Here is a 19,645-nt window from a genome sequence, read left to right as displayed (position 1 = left end):
TCGATGATGATGATTGTTATTAAAATATCCTACTTGTGTTAATGTTAGTTTTCCATAACAATCTGCGCAACCCTGCAACCTTTCGTCGACAGGAGATTCAGTTGACCAAGCCCCGCGCCCGTGACCTCGGCATTCCCTTCGATGGAACCCCCGGCCCGAACAATGCCCTGACAGATATTCCCGGCGTCGAGGTCGGCCTGACCACGATCATTCAGGGCGATGGTCCGGTCGAGCCGGGCAAGGGCCCGGTCCGGACCGGCGTGACCGCCATCCTGCCCCGCGGCAAGACCAAATCCCCCAGCCCGGTCTGGGCCGGCCATTTCAACCTGAATGGCAATGGCGAGATGACCGGAACCCATTGGATCAACGAGGCCGGCTATTTCATCGGCCCGATCTGCATCACCAATACCCATTCGGTCGGAATGGTCCATCACGCTGCAACCCGGTGGATGATCGACACCTACGACAGCCATTTCGTCGGCGATCACGGCTGGGCGCTTCCGGTCGTGGCCGAAACCTATGACGGGCTGGCCAATGACATCTGCGGCCAGCACATCACGGCTGACCATGCGCTTGCGGCGATGAACGGCGCCAGCGGCGGCCGGGTGGCCGAAGGCAATGTCGGGGGCGGCACCGGCATGATGACCTATGAATTCAAGGGCGGCACCGGCACCGCCTCGCGGCGAGTAGGCTTCGGCGACAAGACCTATACCGTCGGGGCGCTGGTCCAGTCCAACTTCGGCAGCCGGCCGAACCTGATGGTGCGCGGCGTGCCGGTGGGCCGCGAATGGCCCGAGGATGCGCCCTTGTCGCGCGGCCACATGCACGAGACCGGCTCGATCATCGTCATCATCGGCACCGACATTCCGCTTTTGCCCAACCAGCTCAAGCGGATCGCCAAGCGCGGGGCCATCGGCATCGGCCGCACTGGCAGTCCGGGCGGACACTATTCGGGCGACATCATCCTGGCCTTCTCGACCGCCAACGACATTGGCTGGCCCCGCATGATTCAGGATGAGCATCCGCTGTTCAACACCATGAGCGCGCTGGGCGACCATTACATCGAGCAGGTCTACAACGCCGCCGTGGACGCGGTCGAAGAGGCGATCCTGAACGCGCTGGTCGCGGCAGAAACCATGTCCATGGTCAAGTTCCCCGGCGTCGCGGACGGCACGGCCAAATGGACAGCAATCGACCATGAGCGCCTGAAAAGGATCATGGCGAAGTATGGTCGTCCGAACGGCGCTCCCTGACTTGAGCTCCCTTGCCGGCGCGACAGGGTGCCGTTCGGCCTTGGTGTCGGCGCATCCGTGAGGTCGCCTGCGACGTGAACCCGGTTCACCGCGGCATCGGGCCCGAACCGATGGCGCGGCATCGGCTTGATCGCCGACAGCCCTCCCGGACCGGCCCTCGACCTCTCCTTCCGGCAGGCAAGCGCGCCGGGGCAGGGTCGCTGTTGCGTCAGGTTGCGTCAGGATTTCGTCGGGCGCGAAGTTCCCTGCCCTTGGGCGATTGAGTACGTCTGCCATGGACAGCGGGAGAATTCGGATGGCGGATGTTGACTACATCATTGTCGGCGGCGGCTCGACCGGCTGCGTCTTGGCCGGCAGGTTGTCCGAGGATCCGGCCTGCTCTGTGGCGCTTCTGGAAGAAGGACCGCGTGACCGCAGCCCGTGGATTCACATTCCCGGGGCCTATTACAAGACGGCGCAGGGCGGCCTCCTGAAACGCTTCCCGTGGGAGCCGGGCGCAGGTCAAGGCCGCACCGATGACCCCGACATGGTGCAGGCCTCGGTTCTGGGCGGCGGCAGTTCGGTCAACGCGATGATCTACATTCGCGGCAACCCGGCAGATTACGCCGCATGGGAGGCACAGGGCGCAGCCGGCTGGGGATATGCCGATGTGCTGCCCTATTTCCGCAAGGCCGAGGACAACAACCGTTTCGCCGGCCCTGCGCATGGCACGGACGGTCCGCTCAAGGTTTCGGACATCGACCGCATCCATCCGCTGAGCCGGGCCTGGCTTCTGGCCTGTCAGGAACAGGGTCTGCCGCTGAACCCCGATTTCAATTCGGGCGATCAGGCAGGGGCGGGGCTGTACCAGATCACCGCGCGCGGGCGGCGGCGGTCATCGGCGGCGGTGGCCTATGTTCATCCCGCGCTGGGGCGGCCCAATCTGGCCCTGCACAGCGGGGCGCGGGTGACGCGGGTGCTGATCGAGAACGGCCGGGCAGTGGGGGTGGAATACATCCGGCGCGGGCGGCTGAAAACCCTGCGCGCCCGGCGCGAGGTCATCCTGTCCGCCGGGGCGATTGCGACGCCGCAGCTTCTGATGCTGTCGGGCATCGGGCCGGCGGCACATCTGGCGCAGCACGGCATTTCTTGCGTTCTTGACCTGCCCGGCGTCGGCCAGAACCTGCAGGACCATATCGAGATTTCGCTGGTCTATCAGCTGAACGGCCCGCACAGCTATGACCGCTACAAGAAGCTGCACTGGCGGGCGATGGCGGGGCTCGAATATCTGCTGTTCGGCAGCGGACCCGCCACCTCGAACCTGATCGAGGCGGGGGCCTTCTGGTGGGGCGACCGGGGCGAGACCCTGCCGGATTGCCAGTTCTTTCTGGTCTGCGGCGCGGGGATCGAGGAAGGCGTCGATGGCGTGCCGGGCGGCAATGGCTGCACCGTCAATCTCGGGCAGATCCGGCCAAGGTCGCGCGGCGAGGTTCTGCTCTCCAGCGCCGATCCGGCCGCCTTCCCGCGCGTGCGGCCGAATTACTTCGGCGACCCGCGCGATCTCGACGCGGTGACAGACGCCACCCTCTTTGCCATGGAGGTGATGGAGCGTCCGGCAATCCGCCGCTTTGTCGCGCGGCGGCACCTGCCCGAGGACCGGGTGATGTCGCGGGCCGAGGTGCGCCGGTTCTGCCAGACCGAGGCCCATGCCGCGCTGCACCCGTCGGGCACCTGCCGGATGGGCAGCGACGAGATGGCCGTCGTCGATCCGCAGTTGCGGCTGCATGGGATTGACGGGCTGCGGGTGGCCGATGCCTCGGTCATGCCGCAACTGATTTCCGGCAATCCGAACGCGGTCTGCATCATGATTGGCGAAAAGGCCGCCGACTTGATCAAGGCCGGCAGTTGAACACCTTTGTAAAAGGACGGACCATGGCGCAGAAACTGATCTATCACGGGCTGGTCTCGCGCCACGCTCCCTTGGCGATTGATCTGGAGATCATGCGCCAGACCGGGTTTCAGGGGCTGGAGGTGTCGGGCGCCAAGATGCGCGCGGCGCTGGAGGGCGGCATCACCGAGGCGGAGCTGGCGGCATGGCTCGCCCCGGTCGATGTGCCGGGGCTGGGGTTCCTGTTGGACATCGAACGGCAGGGGGAAGATCACGCCGCCCTGTTGCAGGACGCCCGCGCGCTGTTCCGGCTGGCGGGAATCGCCGGGGCCAGGGGGGTGCAGGTGCTGACCGGGCCGGTGCAGGTGCAGGCGGTGCAGGCCTTTGCGTCGGGCGGCAGCTCGGGGCTTTACGAGGGCGTGTTGCGCCTGCCGCGCGACGAGCAGGTGCAGATCACCGCCCGCAATCTGGCCGAGCTGGCCGACATTGCCGCCGAAGATGGCCTGCTTCTCTATCTCGAGGCGCTGGCCTGGGCGCCCCTGAACCGGCTGGCCGCTCAGGTCGAGGTGATCCGCCGCGCAAACCGGCCGAACCTGCGGCTGGCGGTGGATTTCTGGCATTGCTACGCTTCAGGCGACCGGCCCGAAGATGTGGCGGCGCTGCCGGGCGATCTGATCTACGGCGTGCATGTCTGTGACAGTCTGGCCTTTGCGGGCGGCATTCCGGACGAATCCGTGCTGCGAGACGTGCCGACCGGGCAGGGGGCGCTGGTGCTGCAAGACTGGGTGGATGCGGTAAAATCGACAGGCTATCAGGGCTGGTGGAGTTGCGAGCTGTTCTGCCGCCGGCAGCAGCAGGACAACAGCTTTGTCGTGGCCCGCGAGTTGCATGGGTTGATGGCCGGGCTGATCGGAACCGGGGGAGGGGGCTGAGCAATGACCATCCGCGTTGCCCATGTGGCGCTGTGGACCCCGGATATCGACCGGCTCTGCGCCTTCTGGACCTTGGCCTTCGGGGCCGAGGTAGGGCCGCTCTATCAAAGCCGCAACCGGCCCGGCTATCTTTCCCGGTTTCTGCGCTTTGGCGACGGGGCGGAAATCGAGGTGATGAGCGGCCCCTGGGTCGGCCCGGCCTTTGTGGCGGAAGCGCAGGGTTATGCCCATGTCGCCCTGTCGCTCGGGTCGAAAGCGGCGGTGGACGCGCTGGCCGAGCGCATGCGCCCGCATGGGGCGCTGAAGGCCGCGCCGCGTTCCACCGGGGACGGGTTCTATGAGGCGATCCTGTGCGACCCGGATGGCAACCTGATCGAGATCACCGCCTGATCAGGCGCCATCGCCCCGTTGCAGGCCGGCCACGACATCCGTCCAGCTTTGACCATCTGCCAGCATTTGCCGGGCCAGCTGCGAGGCGTTTTCATAGCCGATCTCCGGCACCAGCTCGGCAAAATATGCCGTCGACGCCTCCAGATTGCGGCGGCAGCGGTCGGCATCGGCCTCGATCCCGTCGATGCAGCGCAGGCGGAACACCTCGGCGGCGTTGCGCAACAGGGCGACGGATTGCAGCAGCTCGAAGGCCATGATCGGCTCGAAGGCGTTCAGTTGCAGTTGCCCGGCCTCGGCGGCAAAGGAAATCGTGACATCGGCGCCGATGACGTGGAAGGCCACCTGATTGACCATCTCGCAGATCACCGGATTGACCTTGCCCGGCATGATGGACGAGCCCGGTTGCATCGGCGGCAGGCGGATTTCTCCCAGCCCTCCGCGCGGGCCGGAGGACAGCAGCCGCAGGTCATTGGCGATCTTGGACAGTTTCGTCGCCACCCGCTTCAGAACGCCCGAGACATGCACGAAGACGCCGGCGTCCCAGCTTGCCTCCATCAGGTCGGCGGCGGGTTTCAGGGGCAGGCCGGTCAGCGCGACCAGTTCGGCAAAGGCCGCCTCGCGGTAGCCTTCGGGCGCGGCAACCCCGGTGCCGATCGCGGTGCCGCCGAGATTGATCTCGGCCAGCATGCCGACCGTCGCCCGCAGGCGGTCGACATCCTCGCGCAGCGTCGTGCCATAGGCGCGCATTTCGGCGCCCAGCGTCATCGGCACGGCATCCTGCAACTCGGTCCGCCCGAGTTTGGCAATGCCGGCAAAGGCTGCGCCCTTGGCCTCGAAGGCGGCGGCCAGATCCGAAAGGCTGGTCATCAGCAGGGGAATGTCGCTCATCAGGGCGATGCGGATGGCGGTCGGATAGACGTCATTCGTCGATTGCGAGCGGTTGACGTCGTCGTTGGGGTGCAGATGGGCATAGCTGCCGCAGGGATGGCCCATCAGTTCCAGCCCGCGATTGGCGATCACCTCGTTCATGTTCATGTTGGTCGAAGTGCCGGCGCCGCCCTGAAACACGTCCACCGGGAAATGCTGGTGATGCTGGCCGGCGATGATTTCGGCGCAGACCTTTTCGATGGTCGCGGCCTTTTCCGCGGGCAGCGCGCCCAGTCTGGCATTGGCGCGGGCGGCGGCGATCTTGATCCGGGCCAGCGCGCAGAGCAAGCCGGGGAACCGTCCGATCCGCGTGCCCGAGATCGGGAAGTTCACAATCGCCCGCGCCGTTTGCGCGCCATAAAGCGCGTCGAACGGAACTGCGACCGGGCCGAGCGCGTCTGCTTCCTGCCGCACGGCCCCGGCTCCCCTGTGACGGTCGGTCATGGCGATCAGGCCCGCGGGTGCAATTCGACCGCCAGCCAGACCGAATCGGTGTCGGCATAGTAGCGGTGCCACGGATAGGTCCACTGGTTCGGCCCGGTCACGCGGCAGAACGGATCGTGCGAATAGCCGATGCCCATCGGCACGTCTTCGTAAAGCGTCGCCTCGCTGCGGTCGTGGAATTTCTGCATGCGGCCAAGACCGTGGATCTGGGTATGCACCTCAAGGAACGGGTGCTCGTTGTGGATAAAGCAATCGGTGTCACCGGGCGACCACCACAGGTTCAGCCGCATGTCGAAGGTTTGCTCTTCGGTCGGTGCGCTGCGTTCGTTGGTGAACACCCGCGGGTCCGTCACCACCTCGCCGACATGGTCGAAGGCCGAAATGTAAAGTGGCGTGTCGCGCGGGAAGCTCTTGATGCGGTTGCCCAGCCAATCCCAGCCGCGCAAGCCGCAGCCGCCAAGGTTGGTGGCCTTCTTCACCTTGATGAGCGCGGCGCGTTCGGCCGACTTGATCACCCCGCCCTTCAGCCAGGTGGATTTCCACGCCGGAACGATGGCCGGGTGCGCCTCGCCCGTCACCATCGGGCGCGGCGACAGGTTGACGACAACCGCATCGTCAACGGCAAAGTCGCGGGCATCCTCCACCAGTTCGGCGTGGATGAACTCGTCGGCAAAGGCGAGGGGGCGCAGGTGGTTCGGCATGGCTTCACTCCGGTTCGAAGGCTTGCCGTCAAAAGACCACGCGCCGGGGCCTCTGCCCATTTCGCGCCCGGCGTTTTCCTGACGCAACCTGACGCAAGTCAGCTCGGCTTGATCATGTCCGGCGTGTCGCCCAGATATTCGCGCACCTCGCGCGGGATCGAGCTGTCGTTCATGTCCAAGGCCGTGGTCGCGGCCAGATCCTCGCGCTTCAACAGGCCTGGCCGGCGGTAATGCAGCGCGATTCGGGTGGCGAAGGGCTGGCGGAACATGGTCGCCGCGATGCCCGAGGTGATGCCGAACATGAACCGCTTGGTGTTGCGCTGCACCGTCGAATAGATGCCGAAAGTCATCTCGTTGCGCTGCACGGTTTCGAAATCGACGGTGAAGATGCGGTTTTCGATCGGCAGGACAAAGCCGTGATACTTGAAGGTATAGGCGGTCTTCTGCGGGTCGTCGTGGCTGGGGAAGTGTTCGACATAGGTGTGTTGCAGCAGGTCCGAGCCCTGATAGACGCAGAGCGACGCGCGCAGGATGCGGCGCGGGTAGATCGACGAGAACTGATAGCGGTCATAGACCCCCACCAGCGCCTGTTCCACCGCGCCGGGGGCCGACATCACGGTGGCAAGGAATTTCTGCACCTGCGGCGCGGCGCGCATCCGGTTGAAGGCATCAAAGAAGTTGCCGTCGATCAGGGCGCGAAACTCGGCATGCGGGCTGGCCAGCACATCGGGGCTAAGGCCGAAATGATCGGCAATCAGGCGGATATTGGCGGCCGAAGGCATGTGCCGGCCGGACAGGTACTTGTTGAACTGCTGCCGGTTGATCTGGATCTTCCGGCAGATCAGCGAGATCGAGCCGCGCTGGTCGCAGAGGTAGCGCAGGTTCGCGGCAAAGGCTTCGGCCCGGTCGTCGCTTTGCATCCTGCCCCCTTTACGCGCACTTTGTTGCGTCAGTTTGCGTCACTAAACTGCGCCATGCGAAGTTGCTTTGCAAGCCCTCTGCCGCGAACCTTTCCGCAGCAAATGGGGGCACCGGCCCCGGAATTGAGGGGAGAACCACATGAAACTGACGGGTGGTGAGGTCGTTGCACGGGCCTTGAAGGATTACGGCGTGGAGTATGTGGCCGGGGTGCCGGGCCACGGCATCTGGTCCCTGTTCGATGCCTTCATGCAGCCGGACTCGCACATTCCCTTCATTCAGGTGATGCACGAACAAAGCGCCGTCCACATGGCCGACGGCTATTGGCGCGCTTCGGGCCGCCCGATGGCCTGTTCCACCTCGGTCGGGCCGGGGGCGACGAACACGATCATCGGTCTGGCAACCGCTTACACCGACTCGACCGCGCTCTTCTATGTCTCCGGCTCGCCGCAGACCTACATGCACGGTCACGGCACGATGCAGGAAATCGAGCGTCAGCAGGACAATGCCTTCCTGCGCATCACCGAGCAGGTGACGAAACGCGCCTGGGCGGCGAATTCGGTCAAGACCCTGCCGACCATCATGCACCGCGCCTTCAACGAAATGCTCACCGGCCGCCCCGGCCCGGTGCATGTCGAGGTGCCGATGGATGTGCAGGTCGAGGCCGAGGAGGTGACGATTCACCCGCTGGAAACCCGGATGCCGGTGGGCGTGGCCTATCCCGATCCGAAATCCATCGAGGCGGCGATCAAGGTGCTGCTGGCGGCCGAACGTCCGGTGATCGTGGCCGGCGGCGGGGCCATTACGGCCAATGCGTCGAAAGAGCTGACCCGGCTGGCTGAAAAGCTGGGGGCGGCGGTGTCGATCACCTGGAACGGCAAGGGCGCGATTTCGGAAGATCACGCGCTGTTTGTCGGTGCCGTTGGCCAGACTGGCACCACCTGCGGCAACGCCATCACCGCCTCGGCCGATGTGGTGATTTCAGTCGGCTGCCGCTTCACCGACTGGTCGGCCTCGTCCTATGCCAAAGGGGTTTCGTTCTCGATCCCGCCGGGCAAGCTCATTCACATCGACCTTGATCCGCGCGAGATCGGCAAGACCTATCCGACCGAGGTGGGCATCGTCGCCGATGCCAAAGTGGCGCTGGAAGCCCTGCTTGCCATGCTGTCGGATGCCGACTCGAAAAAGGCCCTGTCAAAGCGCGAGACCTTCCTTGCCGATGTCGCCAAGGCCAAGGCGGACTGGCGCGCGCAGGTTGGCCCGCGCGAGGAAAGCCGCGAGACGCCCTTCACCTCGCAGCGCCCGCTGATGGCGCTGCGCAAGGTGCTGGACCGCGACGGCATCGTGGTGGTCGGCTCGGGCAATACCCAAGGCTCGGTGAAGCAAAGCTTCCCGATCTACGAGCCGCGCACGCATCTGACCTCGGGCTCGTTCTCGCCGATGGGCTGGGCGGTGCCGGCGGCGATGGGGGCGAAACTCGCCTGCCCGGACAAGCAGGTGGTGGCCATCGTCGGCGACGGTGATTTCATGATGAGCCTGCCGGAAATGGGCTGTGCGGTGATGAACGGCATCAACGTGGTGTTTCTGGTGCTGAACAACCAGGGCTACATGTCGATCCGCGGCGGGCAGCGCAAGTTCATGGGCCGGCATGTCGCCTCGGAGTTCAACCACCACGCCGGCAACGGCCAGCCCTATTCGGCCGACCTGACGGCAACCGCCCGCGCCTTTGGCCTGGAAGCTTGGAAGGTGGAAAAGGACGAAGATCTGGAGCGCAGCCTGAAAGCCGCGCTGGAGTGCGGCGGGCCTGCGCTGGTCGAGGTGATCGTGTCGCGCGATGCGGCCGGCCCCTTTGCCACCGGCTGGTGGGATTTCCCCTCGCCCGCCTATTACGAGAAAGAACAGGCCGGCTACGCCGAGATGCGCGCCAAAGAGCAGCATCTCTGACCCCGGCAGGCCCGCCGCCCTCCCCGGCGGGCCACAGTTTCCCCTGATCCCACAAGACGGCCCAAGCGGCCGCATGTGAAAGGTTTGCCATGATCCGCTACCTCAAATCCGCGCGTCTGACGCAGGGCGTCACCTCGGACCCCGCCGTTACCCGGACCGTGCAGGACCTGCTGCGCGATGTGGAGGAAAACGGCGATACCGCCGTGCGCCGCCTGTCGGTCAAGTTCGACGGGCTGGACCGTGACAGCTATCGGCTGACCGAGGCGGAAATCCGCGCCTGCATTGACGGGCTGACCAAGCAGGAACGCAAGGATCTCGACTTCGCGCAGGATCAGGTGCGCAACTTTGCCAAGGCGCAGCGCGACACCATGCTGGATCTGGAGGTCGAAACCTTGCCGGGCGTGGTGCTGGGCCACAAGAACATTCCGATCGCCAATGTCGGCTGCTATGTGCCGGGCGGGAAATATCCGCTGCTGGCCTCGGCCCATATGACGGTGCTGACCGCCAAAGTCGCCGGCTGCGACCGCGTCATCACCTGCGCCCCGCCGTTCAAGGGCCAGATTGCCCCCAAGATCGTGGCGGCGCAGGCGCTGGCCGGGGCGGACGAGATCTATGTCTTGGGCGGCGTGCAGGCGATTGCCGCGATGGGCCACGGCACCGAAACCATCCGGCCCGTCGACATGCTCGCCGGCCCCGGCAACGCCTATGTCGCCGAAGCCAAGCGGCTGATGTTCGGGCGTGTCGGGATCGACCTTTTTGCCGGCCCGACGGAAACGCTGGTGATCGCCGACGACACCTCCGACGGCGAGGTGGTGGCGACCGATCTTCTGGGGCAGGCCGAACATGGCGCCAACTCGCCCGCGGTCTTGATCACCAACTCCGAGGCGCTGGCCCGCGACACGCTGCGCGAGATCGACCGCATCCTGCAAATCCTGCCCACCGCGGAAATCGCCGGCAAGGCCTGGCGCGACTTTGGCGAGATCATCCTGTGCGACACGCTGGAGGAAATGGTTTCCGAAGCTGACCGGGTGGCGTCGGAACATGTGCAGGTGATGACCGCGGACCCGGATTATTTCCTGACCAACATGAAGAACTATGGCGCGTTGTTCCTTGGCCAGCGCACCAATGTGTCCTTCGGTGACAAGGTGATCGGCACCAACCACACGCTGCCCACCCTGACCTCGGCCCGCTATTCGGGCGGGCTCTGGGTCGGCAAGTTCCTGAAAACCTGCACCTATCAGCGCATCCTGACCGACGAGGCCGCCGCCATGATCGGCGCCATCGGCTCGCGGCTGTGCCACATGGAGGGTTTTGTCGGCCATGCCGAGCAATCGAACCTCCGCGTGCGCCGCTATGGCGGGCGCAACGTTCCCTACGGTCAGCCCGCCGAGGCGCTCTGACCCCCAACCGCCCGACAAGAGATCATCAGCCGGCGGGCAAATTCCATCACAGAGAGGAGACGACATGTCGAAAGTCACGAAATTCCTGATGGCGACAGCACTGGTGCTGCCGCTGGCTTCCACGGCCCATGCCGAGGGCAAGGTGGAAGGCATCCATCACTGGGTGTCCGAAAGCGAGGTCGGCGCGCTGAAAGTGCTGACCGACAGCCTTGGCGCCAAGGGCTTCACCTGGGAAGACAGCGCTGTCGGCGGTCTGTCGGGCGCCAACGCGACGCAGGCGCTGCGCACCCGCATGGCGGCCGGCAACCCGCCCGCAACCATGCAGCTTCTGGGCTATGAGGGGGTGGAGTGGGCCAATGAGGGCGCGCTGCGTTCGCTGAACGAACCCTACGCCAAGAACGGCTGGGAGGCCGCGATTGCCCCGGCGATCCTGCCCTTCGTCAAGGCGGGCGACGACTATTTCGCGGTGCCGATCAACATGCACCGGCAGAACTGGGTCTGGGCCAACAAGGCGGTGTTCGACGCGCACGGCATCACCGAGCCGAAAAGCTGGGACGAGCTGATTGCCGCCGGCAAGACGCTGAAAGAGGCCGGCGTCACTCCGATTGCGCTGTCGGATCAGAGCTGGCAGATCCTGGAGGTGTTCGAGGCGATCCTGACCGACCAGAACGGCACCGATTTCTATCGCAAGGCGGTGATCGACCTTGACGAAGCCGCGTTGTCGGGCCCGGAAATGCTAAAGGCTTTCGATACCTTGGGCGAAGTGCGCGGTCTGGTGGATGCGGGCTATACCGGGCGTGACTGGGCGGTCGCCACCGGCATGGTTGCTTCGGGCGAGGCGGCGATGCAGATCATGGGCGACTGGGCCAAGGGCGAGTTTCTGGCCAAGGGCATGAAGCCCGGCGTCGACTTCCTGTGCTTCCCGACCCCGGCCGCGACGCCGAACTTCAAGTTTGTGATCGACTCGTTCGGCACCTTCGGCAACGAAGATCCCGCCATCACCGCCGGGCAGGATGCCTGGGTCGAGACTGTGATGGATGCCGAGAACCAGAAGAACTTCAACCTGATCAAGGGTTCGATCCCGGCCCGCACCGATGTTCCGGTGGATGACTTCGACGATTGCGCCAAGCGCAGCTTTGCCGACCGCGAGGCCGCCGTGGCCGCCGGAACCATGGTGGGCGGCCTGACCGAAGGCTTTGCGGCCCAGCCGCAGTTTGCCGGCGTGTTCTTCGACGTGGTCGGCCAGTTCTTCGTGACCGAGATGACCTCGCAAGAGGCTGTCCAGATGCTGGTCGACGGCATCAACAACGCGCGCTGAGCCAAGGCACCAAACGGTCTGCCGGGGTGCCCGGCAGGCCGATTTCCCTTCCCGCCGAAAGACCGAAAAGGACGCTGCCATGCGAAGACCCCTGACCTTCAAGGACCGGCTGGCGGCGCTGCTGCCGAAACTGGTGCTGTCGCCCAGCATTCTGGCGGTGAGCGTCGGCGTCTATCTGTTCATCGTCTGGACGGCGGCGATCTCGTTCAGCTCGTCCAAGATGATGCCGCGCTTCGATTTCGTCGGGCTGGATCAGTATGTCCGCCTGTGGTCCACCCCGCGCTGGATCACGGCGGTGGAAAACCTGTTTCTGTTCACCGCGCTGTTTCTGGCCGTCACCATCGCCATCGGGCTCTTCATGGCGATCCTGCTGGACCAGAAGATCCGCGCCGAGGGCGTGTTGCGGGCGATCTATCTTTACCCCATGGCGCTGTCGTTCATCGTGACCGGCACCGCCTGGAAATGGATCATGAACCCGACGCTGGGCGTGCAGAAGGTGGTGAACGATCTGGGCTGGACCAGCTTCACCTTCGACTGGATCACAAGGCCCGAGGTGGCAATCTACTGCGTCGTCATCGCCGCCGTCTGGCAATCGACCGGCTTTGCCATGGCGATCTTTCTGGCCGGGCTGCGCGGCATCGACAATTCCATCATCAAGGCCGCCCAGATCGAAGGCGCGGGTCTGACACGCATCTACCTCGCCATCATCGTGCCGATGCTGCGTCCGGCCTTCCTGTCGGTGATCGTGCTTTTGTCCTACATCTCGATCAAAAGTTTTGATCTGGTGCTGGCGCTGACCAATGCCGGGCCGGGGTCGGCCACCGAGATGCCCTCGACCTTCATGTTCTCGGCCACCTTCCTGCGCAACCAGATGGGCGTGGGCGCGGCGAGCGCCATGATGATGCTGATGACCGTCGCCGCCATCATCGTCCCTTACCTGTATTCCGAACTGAAGGAGGACCGGAATGGCCACTGATCGCCGCTCTGCCCGCCGCGCACGGCTGATCGGCCGGGCCTTCATCTATGGCGCGCTGATCGCGCTGGCGGCGTTCTATCTGATGCCGCTCTGGGTGATGATCGTCACCTCACTGAAATCGCTGGATGAAATCTATTCCGGCTCCTTCATCGGCATGCCGCAGGCTGTCACCTTCGAGGCCTGGGGCAAGGCCTGGTCCACCGCCTGCATCGGCACCAAATGCGAAGGCCTCCAGCCCTATTTCGTCAACTCGCTCATGATGGTCATTCCGGCGGTGATCCTGTCCTCGGGGATCGGCGCGATCAACGGCTATGTGCTGACGAAATGGCGGTTCCGTGGATCGAACATCGTGTTCGGGATGCTCTTGTTCGGCTGCTTCCTGCCGTTTCAGGCCGTGCTGCTGCCGATGGCGCAGGTTCTGGGCCGGCTGGGGCTGGCCGGCAGCATTCCGGGGCTGGTGCTGGTGCATACGGTCTATGGCATCGCCTTTACCACACTGTTCTTCCGCAACTACTTCATCACCATTCCCGATGAGCTGACCAAGGCGGCGCAGATCGACGGCGCGGGCTTCTTCCGCATCTTCTTTTCCATCATGCTGCCCGCCGCGCTGCCGATCATCGTGGTCAGCTGCATCTGGCAGTTCACCCAGATCTGGAACGATTTCCTGTTCGGCGTCTCGTTCACCGCCGGGGAAAGTTCACCCGTCACCGTGGCCCTGAACAACATCGTCAACGTCACGATGGGCCGCAAACAGTATAACGTCGACATGGCCTCGGCCATGATCGCCGCAATCCCCACCCTTGTCGTCTATGTCGTCGCGGGCCGCTATTTCGTGCGCGGGCTGACGGCGGGCGCTGTGAAAGGCTGATCCCATGGCAACGCTTGAAATCGACCGCGTGAAGAAATCCTATGGCCAGATGGATGTGCTGAAAGAGGTCAGCATCTCGGTCGGCGACGGGGATTTTCTGGTGCTGCTCGGGCCGTCGGGCTGCGGCAAGTCCACGCTTTTGAACATGATCGCGGGGCTGGAGGACATAACCGCGGGCGAGATCCGCATCGCGGGCGAGGTGGTCAATGACCTGTCGCCCAAGGACCGCGACATCGCCATGGTGTTCCAGTCCTACGCGCTTTACCCCACGATGACGGTGCGCCAGAACATCGAGTTCGGCATGAAGATCCGCGGCGTGCCGGCGGCCGAGCGGGCGAAGGCAACGCAGGCGGCGGCCGACATGCTGCAGATGGGGCATCTCCTGGACCGCCGCCCCAGCCAGCTTTCGGGCGGCCAGCGCCAGCGCGTCGCCATGGGCCGCGCGGTGGTGCGCGAGCCAAAGTTGTTTCTGTTCGACGAACCGCTGTCGAACCTTGACGCCAAGTTGCGCGTCGACATGCGCACCGAGATCAAGCGCCTGCACCAGCGGCTTGGCACCACGATCGTCTATGTCACCCATGACCAGATCGAGGCGATGACGCTGGCCACCCGCATCGCGGTGATGAAGGACGGTATCGTGCAGCATTTCGGCCCGCCGCAAGAGGTCTATGACCGCCCCGCCAACACCTATGTCGCGCGGTTTGTCGGCTCTCCGGCGATGAACATCATTCCGGCCACGCTGCATGTCGGCGCCGATGGCCGGGCCGAAGCGGCGGTTTCGCTGCCCTCGGGCGAGGCGCGGATTGCCGGCATTGCGCTGTCGGCGGCGGCCTTGAAAGGCTATCATGGCCAAAAGGTGCTGCTGGGCATCCGGCCGGAACATTTCTCGCTGACCGCGGGCGCTGGGCTGGCCGTGCAGATCGACGTGGTGGAGCCGACCGGCCCCGATACGCTGGCCGTCTTCACCATGGGCGGCACCGAGGTGATTGCCCGGCTGGAACCCTTCGCGGCCGCCGCGGGGGACAGGCTGGCCTTGGCCGTCAAGGAGGACAAGGTCGTGATCTTTGATGCGGCCACTGAAACCCGGCTGGACTGAGGTTGCCGCCATGGACGCAGATCTCATCATCATCGGCTCGGGCATCGGCGGGGCGACCTTGGCCGCCGCCCTTGCGCCGTCGGGTCAGAAGATCCTGATCCTTGAGAAGGGCGAGCGCCTGCTCCCTGCGCCCGAGGCGCGCGACGATGTGGCGATCTTCCGCCGCGGCCATTATGCGCCGACCGAGACATGGATGGGATCGGACGGCACGCCCTTTGTGGCGGGCAATTACTATGTGGTGGGCGGCAACTCGAAATTCTTCGGCGCGGTGATGTATCGCTACCGCGAGACCGACTTTCAGCCCCGCGCACATCTGCAAGGCGCCTCTCCGGGCTGGCCGATGAGTTATGCCGAGCTGGAGCCGTGGTATGGCCGCGCCGAGGCGCTTTACAAGGTGCGCGGCACTGCCGGCGAGGATCCGACCGAACCGCCCCATTCCACCGCTTACGGCTTTCCCCCGGTGCCGGACGAGCCGGTGATGCAAAAGGTCCGCGCGCGGTTGGCGAAGGCCGGGGCGCACCCGTCCTCGCTGCCTTTGGCCATCGACATCGACAGCTGGCTGGCCGAGGGCAAGACCGGCTGGGACGCCTTCCCGAACACCGGCAAGGGCAAGATCGACGCCGAATCCGGCCCGCTGACCGAGGCGCTGGCGCACCCGAACGTCCGGCTGCGGACCGGGGCCGAGGTGCTGCGTCTGGAAACCGACGCCAGCGGGCACAGGGTGGTTGCGGCGATTGTCCGGGCGGGGGGGCGCGAAGAGCGGTTGACGGCGCGCGCCTTTGCGGTGGCGGCCGGGGCGATCCAGTCGGCGGCGCTTCTGCTGCGCTCGGCCAATGCCGCGCATCCGGCCGGGCTGGCCAATGGCTCCGATCAGGTCGGGCGGAACTTCATGAACCACAACTCGTCCGCCATGCTGACCATCGACCCCCGGCTGCGCAACACCTCGGTCTATCAAAAGACCATCAGCTTCAATGACTTCTACGATGCCGACCCCGAAACTGGCCGACCCTTGGGCAATGTGCAGGGGCTGGGCCGCATCACCGCGCCGATCCTGAAGGCCAACATGCCGCTGCTGCCGATGCCCCTTGCGCGGCTGGTGGCGGGCTATGCCTTTGGCTGGTTTCTGCAAAGCGAAGACCTGCCCAACCCGGAAAGCCGGGTGATGGTGCAGGACGGCCAGATCGTCATGCACTGGCAGCGCAGCAACATGGCCGCGCATCAGGCCTTGATCGCCCGCACCAAGGCGGTGATGAAGCGCGCCGGATTTCCCATCGTGCTGGTCCATACCTTCGGCCGCAAGACCACCTCGCACCAATGCGGCACGGCGCGGCTGGGCGATGACCCGGCGCGGTCGGTGGTCAATCCGGAATTGCGGGCGCATCAGATCCGGAACATGTGGATTGCGGATGCCTCTGTCCTGCCCACGTCCGCTGCAGTCAATCCGGCGCTGACAGTGGCGGCCCTGGTGCTGCGTGCCGCGGAGTCCGTCAAGCGCTTCCTGAAAGATGCGGCCTGAATGATCCGCAAGACAACAGAAGGCGCGGGCCTTCGGACCCAAGAGAAGGCGATACGATTTTGACCACCTCGATCGAACAAGATGCCCATGCCGTTTTGCTGCCGGCGTTTGACGGCACAACGCTCAGTGACGCAACGCTGCGCTGTCTGGACAGGGGCGGGGTTTCAATCCTGCTTGGTGAAAGCCGAGCCGAATATGTTGCCCGGCGGATGAGCGCCGACCGCATCGCCGCGGAGACGCCCGACACCTTCCGCAAGGTCACAGCCACGGCCAAGGCGCGCTCCGGGAGATTGCTGAGCTTTGTGGATCAGGAGATGGGGGGCATCTGTCGCCTTCATGACCTCGTGCCGCAATTCCCAGACCGGGCCATGCTGGGCGAGGTAGCGGAAGAGCAGATCGAAAGGACGGCGCAGCGCATCGCCGAAGTTGCCGCGGGCATGGGCGTCAACGGCTTTCTCGCGCCCATCGTGGACGTCCTGATCGGGCAGAACCCCTGGCTGAACGGGCGCACATGGTCAACGAACGCCGAAGTGATCGGTCGCCAGTCAGCAGCCTATGTGCGCGGGGTCCAGCGCGCAGGGGTTGCCGCAACGGTCAAGCATTTCCCCGGTTTCGGTGCGACGACCGGCGATCCCGCGACGGATGCGGAAACGGTCAATCCGTTGGCTTTGCAAGACGTTGAGGCCGGGCTCATCGCATTTGAGGCCCCCATTCGGGCCGGCGCCGAGCTGGTCATGGTCGGGCCCGCAATCGTCTCGGCGCTGGATGCTTCGAAAGCCGCCTTGCGCTCGGGCACGGTCATCGCCTTGTTGCGCCAGCGGATGGGCTTTGCCGGTGTCATCATGGCCGACGATCTGGACTCGGCGGCGACGCTGCAAGGTTCAACTGTGGCAGAGGTCGCCGTCGACGCCTTGAGCGCGGGGTGCGATCTTCTGCTGTTGGCCGATATTGACGACCAGCTCGATCAGGTTGCCGCAGCGATTGCCGCCGCCGCAAGGAACGGCAGGATTTCTGCCGAAGCGCTGGCCGTGTCGGCGCAGAAGGTTCGGGCGCTGGCAGATCGCTATGCGACGGCGTGAGCAGTCGCCGAGCTGATCCACCACGCCGTCCCGGCGCGCAGGATCCGGCCACCTGTCCGGCGCAAGGGCGCCGGACGTCATGTCAGGACGGGCGAGGTGCCGAACTTGCGTCTGAACTTCCTGCGGAAGGTTGCAAGGCAGCGGTGCCCGGTCGAGCGCGCTATTCCGTCGACCCCGAGATTGGTCTGCCGCATCAGCGTCAGCGCAAGCGACAACCGCTTGTGTTCCAGATGCTCGGCTGGGGTACGGTCAAGATGGCGCAGGAACAGCCGCTCCAGCTGACGGACAGACAGACCCACCGTCGGCGCCAGATCGCAGGCCTTGAACCGGCGTGAGATGTTGTCCTCGATCCAGCGGTCGAGCGTTGCAATGCGGGGGGCGATCGGAGCCGGGCGGGCGGCCGGGTGTCCAAAGCCAGCCCGGCCGTCGTCCGGCGTGCGGCGGATCAGGCAGTGGTCCATTGCGCCGATCATGACCTGCTGCCCGCATCGGAGCCGGATGAGGTGCCGCACCAAGTCCGAGACCATGGCCTTGCCGATCGAAGTCAGAACCCGACCGTCATCACGGAAAGACTGCCCGGCAGGGACGAAGTCGGGCCGATGGGCCAGCATTCCGGCCTCCACCAGCGCCACACAGCCACCGCCCCAGGCCCCGACCATGCCGCCCCGGTGCCAGTGCCGGACAAGGGCATCGCGGAACCCGACGGCGGGATTGCCCGGCACCTCGGCATCGGCGATCAGGACAAAGCGCAAGTCCTCCCCGCCGCGGCCTTACCGCCAGAGCGATCTGAACGGCACTGTCATCAGCGGGCCGGGGGGCAGGGGTCTTCGACCCTAGCGTGACAGGGTGTCGACCGGATAGGCAGTGGTGAACTTCATCCGTTCCATCGCGAAATGGCTGGTGACGTTCTTGATCGGCACGGCATCGGTCAGCCGCTTGTAGAGCAGATCGAAGGCCGCCATGTCCGGCACCGCGACGCGCAGGAGATAGTCCATCTCGCCTGCCATCCGGTAGACCTCCATGATCTGCGGCAACTCTCTGGTGGCCTTGGCAAAAGCCTCGCGCCAGTCCGCCGAATGGTCGGCAGCCTCGATGCCGACAAAGACAGTCAGGCCAAATCCCAGCTTGCCCGGGTCGGCCAGCGACACCCGGCCGGTCAGCACGCCGGTTGCCTCCAGCTTCTGGATGCGCTTCCAGCACGGAGTTTGCGACAGCCCCACCTTGTCGGCGACCTGCGCAATCGGCAGCGTGGCATCGCGCATCAGTTCCGCCACGATCTTGCGGTCGATCAGGTCAAGGGCGTCCATGTTCTCTTCTCCAGGGCGACGGCGATCCGGGGCTTCTCTTTCAGCATGCCTTGAAAATACCAAATGTCTATAGTGTTTGTCGTGTTTATTTGCGGCGCGACCTTGGGACATCTTCCCGGCATCTCCCCGTGGCTTGAAACAAGGGCAATCCGGCCCGACTGGGGCAGGGGCGAATCGCGGGCTTTGGCTGAAAGGCGGCGCTCCGGTCTGGCGGAAAACTGGCCAGCGCACTGAATGTCTGTCGCAAGGCTTTGTAATGGAACAGTTTATTCGCAGACTTCAGGGGCCATGCGCCTTGGTCGGCGCGGAGAATTTTCTTCTCTAATCACGACAAACTTTAGCGTGAATATTCCGTTGAAATACTCGACTTCCCGTGTCGTTATTTTGGTATCGGCTGGCAACCGCCACTCCGAGCCACAGAGGAGATCGACATGATCGCACAGACCGCATCGACATTTCACAACCCCGGGCAAGCCGTCGCGCCCATGATGGGGCCGACGATGAGCCTGCGCCGCACCTGCGCCGTGCAGCTGTTTGATCGCCGCACCGGCTCGGTCCACCGCATCAACGGCGCGGCGCTGATCGTCTTTACCCGTGACCCGGAGGCTGCCGTGGCCGATCTGCTGGAGGGCCGCGATCCGGCGCTCTGGGAGGTGCGGGTCAGCGACCTTGAAACCGGGAGGCGCAAATGAGTGCTGCAAGCCTGTCC

18 protein-coding genes are annotated in these 19,645 nt (G+C 64.9%); 13 read left to right on the top strand and 5 right to left on the bottom strand.

Annotation, left to right across the window (positions count from 1 at the left end; genetic code table 11):
• Positions 1–101: 101 nt before the first annotated feature.
• The 4 genes from G4Z14_RS17545 (at position 102) to G4Z14_RS17530 (ending at position 4,442) form a co-directional block, all read left to right on the top strand.
• Positions 102–1,253, top strand: a complete 1,152-nt coding sequence (locus G4Z14_RS17545) for a DmpA family aminopeptidase (protein ID WP_227751837.1) — start codon at positions 102–104, stop codon at positions 1,251–1,253.
• A gap of 295 nt (positions 1,254–1,548) precedes the next feature.
• Entirely contained in the window at positions 1,549–3,141 is a 1,593-nt protein-coding gene (locus tag G4Z14_RS17540; protein WP_164628069.1) for a GMC family oxidoreductase, read from the top strand.
• Positions 3,142–3,164: 23 nt separating this feature from the next.
• Complete coding sequence (locus G4Z14_RS17535) at positions 3,165–4,052, top strand: sugar phosphate isomerase/epimerase family protein (RefSeq protein ID WP_164628067.1); 888 nt, start codon at positions 3,165–3,167, stop codon at positions 4,050–4,052.
• A gap of 3 nt (positions 4,053–4,055) precedes the next feature.
• Positions 4,056–4,442, top strand: a complete 387-nt coding sequence (locus G4Z14_RS17530; protein WP_227751836.1) for a VOC family protein — start codon at positions 4,056–4,058, stop codon at positions 4,440–4,442.
• Here G4Z14_RS17530 and G4Z14_RS17525 read toward each other — a convergent pair whose 3' ends face one another.
• The 3 genes from G4Z14_RS17525 to G4Z14_RS17515 all read right to left on the bottom strand — a co-directional run bounded on the left by G4Z14_RS17525 (position 4,443) and on the right by G4Z14_RS17515 (position 7,434).
• On the bottom strand, positions 4,443–5,783 hold the full coding sequence (locus G4Z14_RS17525) for an aspartate ammonia-lyase (RefSeq protein WP_321573072.1): 1,341 nt from the start codon (positions 5,781–5,783) through the stop codon (positions 4,443–4,445).
• A 35-nt stretch (positions 5,784–5,818) separates the two neighbouring features.
• The gene (locus tag G4Z14_RS17520) at positions 5,819–6,514 is read right to left on the bottom strand and encodes a hypothetical protein (protein WP_164628063.1); all 696 of its coding nucleotides are present in this window, start codon (positions 6,512–6,514) and stop codon (positions 5,819–5,821) included.
• Between the two features lie 98 nt (positions 6,515–6,612).
• On the bottom strand, positions 6,613–7,434 hold the full coding sequence (locus tag G4Z14_RS17515) for a helix-turn-helix domain-containing protein (RefSeq protein WP_164628061.1): 822 nt from the start codon (positions 7,432–7,434) through the stop codon (positions 6,613–6,615).
• 139 nt (positions 7,435–7,573) lie between these two features.
• Here G4Z14_RS17515 and G4Z14_RS17510 point away from each other — a divergent pair, with 139 nt between their 5' ends.
• From G4Z14_RS17510 to G4Z14_RS17475, 8 genes are all read left to right on the top strand, one after another.
• The gene (locus G4Z14_RS17510; protein WP_164628059.1) at positions 7,574–9,376 is read left to right on the top strand and encodes a thiamine pyrophosphate-binding protein; all 1,803 of its coding nucleotides are present in this window, start codon (positions 7,574–7,576) and stop codon (positions 9,374–9,376) included.
• An 89-nt stretch (positions 9,377–9,465) separates the two neighbouring features.
• Complete coding sequence (hisD, locus tag G4Z14_RS17505) at positions 9,466–10,776, top strand: histidinol dehydrogenase (protein ID WP_164628057.1); 1,311 nt, start codon at positions 9,466–9,468, stop codon at positions 10,774–10,776.
• Positions 10,777–10,840: 64 nt separating this feature from the next.
• Positions 10,841–12,094, top strand: coding sequence for an ABC transporter substrate-binding protein (locus G4Z14_RS17500; RefSeq protein WP_164628056.1), 1,254 nt, complete (start codon positions 10,841–10,843; stop codon positions 12,092–12,094).
• Positions 12,095–12,173: 79 nt separating this feature from the next.
• Complete coding sequence (locus tag G4Z14_RS17495) at positions 12,174–13,070, top strand: carbohydrate ABC transporter permease (RefSeq protein WP_164628055.1); 897 nt, start codon at positions 12,174–12,176, stop codon at positions 13,068–13,070.
• Positions 13,060–13,938 (top strand): carbohydrate ABC transporter permease, encoded by an 879-nt coding sequence (locus G4Z14_RS17490; protein ID WP_164628054.1) that lies wholly within the window; start codon positions 13,060–13,062, stop codon positions 13,936–13,938. The genes G4Z14_RS17495 and G4Z14_RS17490 overlap by 11 nt, the downstream gene beginning before the upstream one ends.
• Before the next feature lie 4 nt (positions 13,939–13,942).
• Entirely contained in the window at positions 13,943–15,034 is a 1,092-nt protein-coding gene (locus G4Z14_RS17485) for an ABC transporter ATP-binding protein (RefSeq protein ID WP_164628053.1), read from the top strand.
• Between the two features lie 10 nt (positions 15,035–15,044).
• The gene (locus tag G4Z14_RS17480) at positions 15,045–16,550 is read left to right on the top strand and encodes a GMC oxidoreductase (RefSeq protein WP_164628052.1); all 1,506 of its coding nucleotides are present in this window, start codon (positions 15,045–15,047) and stop codon (positions 16,548–16,550) included.
• A gap of 59 nt (positions 16,551–16,609) precedes the next feature.
• Positions 16,610–17,629: a glycoside hydrolase family 3 N-terminal domain-containing protein gene (locus G4Z14_RS17475; protein WP_164628051.1), complete on the top strand. Its 1,020-nt coding sequence runs from the start codon at positions 16,610–16,612 to the stop codon at positions 17,627–17,629.
• Between the two features lie 77 nt (positions 17,630–17,706).
• Here the strand turns inward: G4Z14_RS17475 and G4Z14_RS17470 are convergent, their stop codons facing one another.
• Both G4Z14_RS17470 and G4Z14_RS17465 read right to left on the bottom strand, forming a co-directional pair.
• Positions 17,707–18,381, bottom strand: a complete 675-nt coding sequence (locus tag G4Z14_RS17470) for a helix-turn-helix domain-containing protein (RefSeq protein ID WP_164628050.1) — start codon at positions 18,379–18,381, stop codon at positions 17,707–17,709.
• An 81-nt stretch (positions 18,382–18,462) separates the two neighbouring features.
• The gene (locus G4Z14_RS17465; RefSeq protein WP_164628048.1) at positions 18,463–18,936 is read right to left on the bottom strand and encodes an Lrp/AsnC family transcriptional regulator; all 474 of its coding nucleotides are present in this window, start codon (positions 18,934–18,936) and stop codon (positions 18,463–18,465) included.
• 431 nt (positions 18,937–19,367) lie between these two features.
• On the opposite strand from G4Z14_RS17465, the gene G4Z14_RS17460 reads away from it, so the two are divergent.
• Positions 19,368–19,628: a hypothetical protein gene (locus G4Z14_RS17460; RefSeq protein WP_227751835.1), complete on the top strand. Its 261-nt coding sequence runs from the start codon at positions 19,368–19,370 to the stop codon at positions 19,626–19,628.
• Positions 19,629–19,645: the final 17 nt, after the last annotated feature.

This window comes from Tabrizicola oligotrophica (assembly GCF_011008935.1).
Taxonomy (GTDB): Bacteria; Pseudomonadota; Alphaproteobacteria; order Rhodobacterales; family Rhodobacteraceae; genus Tabrizicola_A; species Tabrizicola_A oligotrophica.
The sequence above is the reverse complement of the archived record's forward strand: the minus strand, read 5'-3'. Positions and strand labels throughout refer to the sequence as shown.

Bases quoted from the DNA above. Each gene is read 5' to 3' on its own strand.
- G4Z14_RS17540 (WP_164628069.1), top strand. From the start codon at position 1,549: ATGGCGGATGTTGACTACATCATTGTCGGCGGCGGCTCGACCGGCTGC.
- G4Z14_RS17535 (WP_164628067.1), top strand. From the start codon at position 3,165: ATGGCGCAGAAACTGATCTATCACGGGCTGGTCTCGCGCCACGCTCCC.
- G4Z14_RS17530 (WP_227751836.1), top strand. From the start codon at position 4,056: ATGACCATCCGCGTTGCCCATGTGGCGCTGTGGACCCCGGATATCGAC.
- G4Z14_RS17520 (WP_164628063.1), bottom strand. From the start codon at position 6,514: ATGCCGAACCACCTGCGCCCCCTCGCCTTTGCCGACGAGTTCATCCAC.
- G4Z14_RS17515 (WP_164628061.1), bottom strand. From the start codon at position 7,434: ATGCAAAGCGACGACCGGGCCGAAGCCTTTGCCGCGAACCTGCGCTAC.
- G4Z14_RS17510 (WP_164628059.1), top strand. From the start codon at position 7,574: ATGAAACTGACGGGTGGTGAGGTCGTTGCACGGGCCTTGAAGGATTAC.
- hisD (WP_164628057.1), top strand. From the start codon at position 9,466: ATGATCCGCTACCTCAAATCCGCGCGTCTGACGCAGGGCGTCACCTCG.
- G4Z14_RS17500 (WP_164628056.1), top strand. From the start codon at position 10,841: ATGTCGAAAGTCACGAAATTCCTGATGGCGACAGCACTGGTGCTGCCG.
- G4Z14_RS17495 (WP_164628055.1), top strand. From the start codon at position 12,174: ATGCGAAGACCCCTGACCTTCAAGGACCGGCTGGCGGCGCTGCTGCCG.
- G4Z14_RS17490 (WP_164628054.1), top strand. From the start codon at position 13,060: ATGGCCACTGATCGCCGCTCTGCCCGCCGCGCACGGCTGATCGGCCGG.
- G4Z14_RS17485 (WP_164628053.1), top strand. From the start codon at position 13,943: ATGGCAACGCTTGAAATCGACCGCGTGAAGAAATCCTATGGCCAGATG.
- G4Z14_RS17480 (WP_164628052.1), top strand. From the start codon at position 15,045: ATGGACGCAGATCTCATCATCATCGGCTCGGGCATCGGCGGGGCGACC.
- G4Z14_RS17465 (WP_164628048.1), bottom strand. From the start codon at position 18,936: ATGGACGCCCTTGACCTGATCGACCGCAAGATCGTGGCGGAACTGATG.
- G4Z14_RS17460 (WP_227751835.1), top strand. From the start codon at position 19,368: ATGATCGCACAGACCGCATCGACATTTCACAACCCCGGGCAAGCCGTC.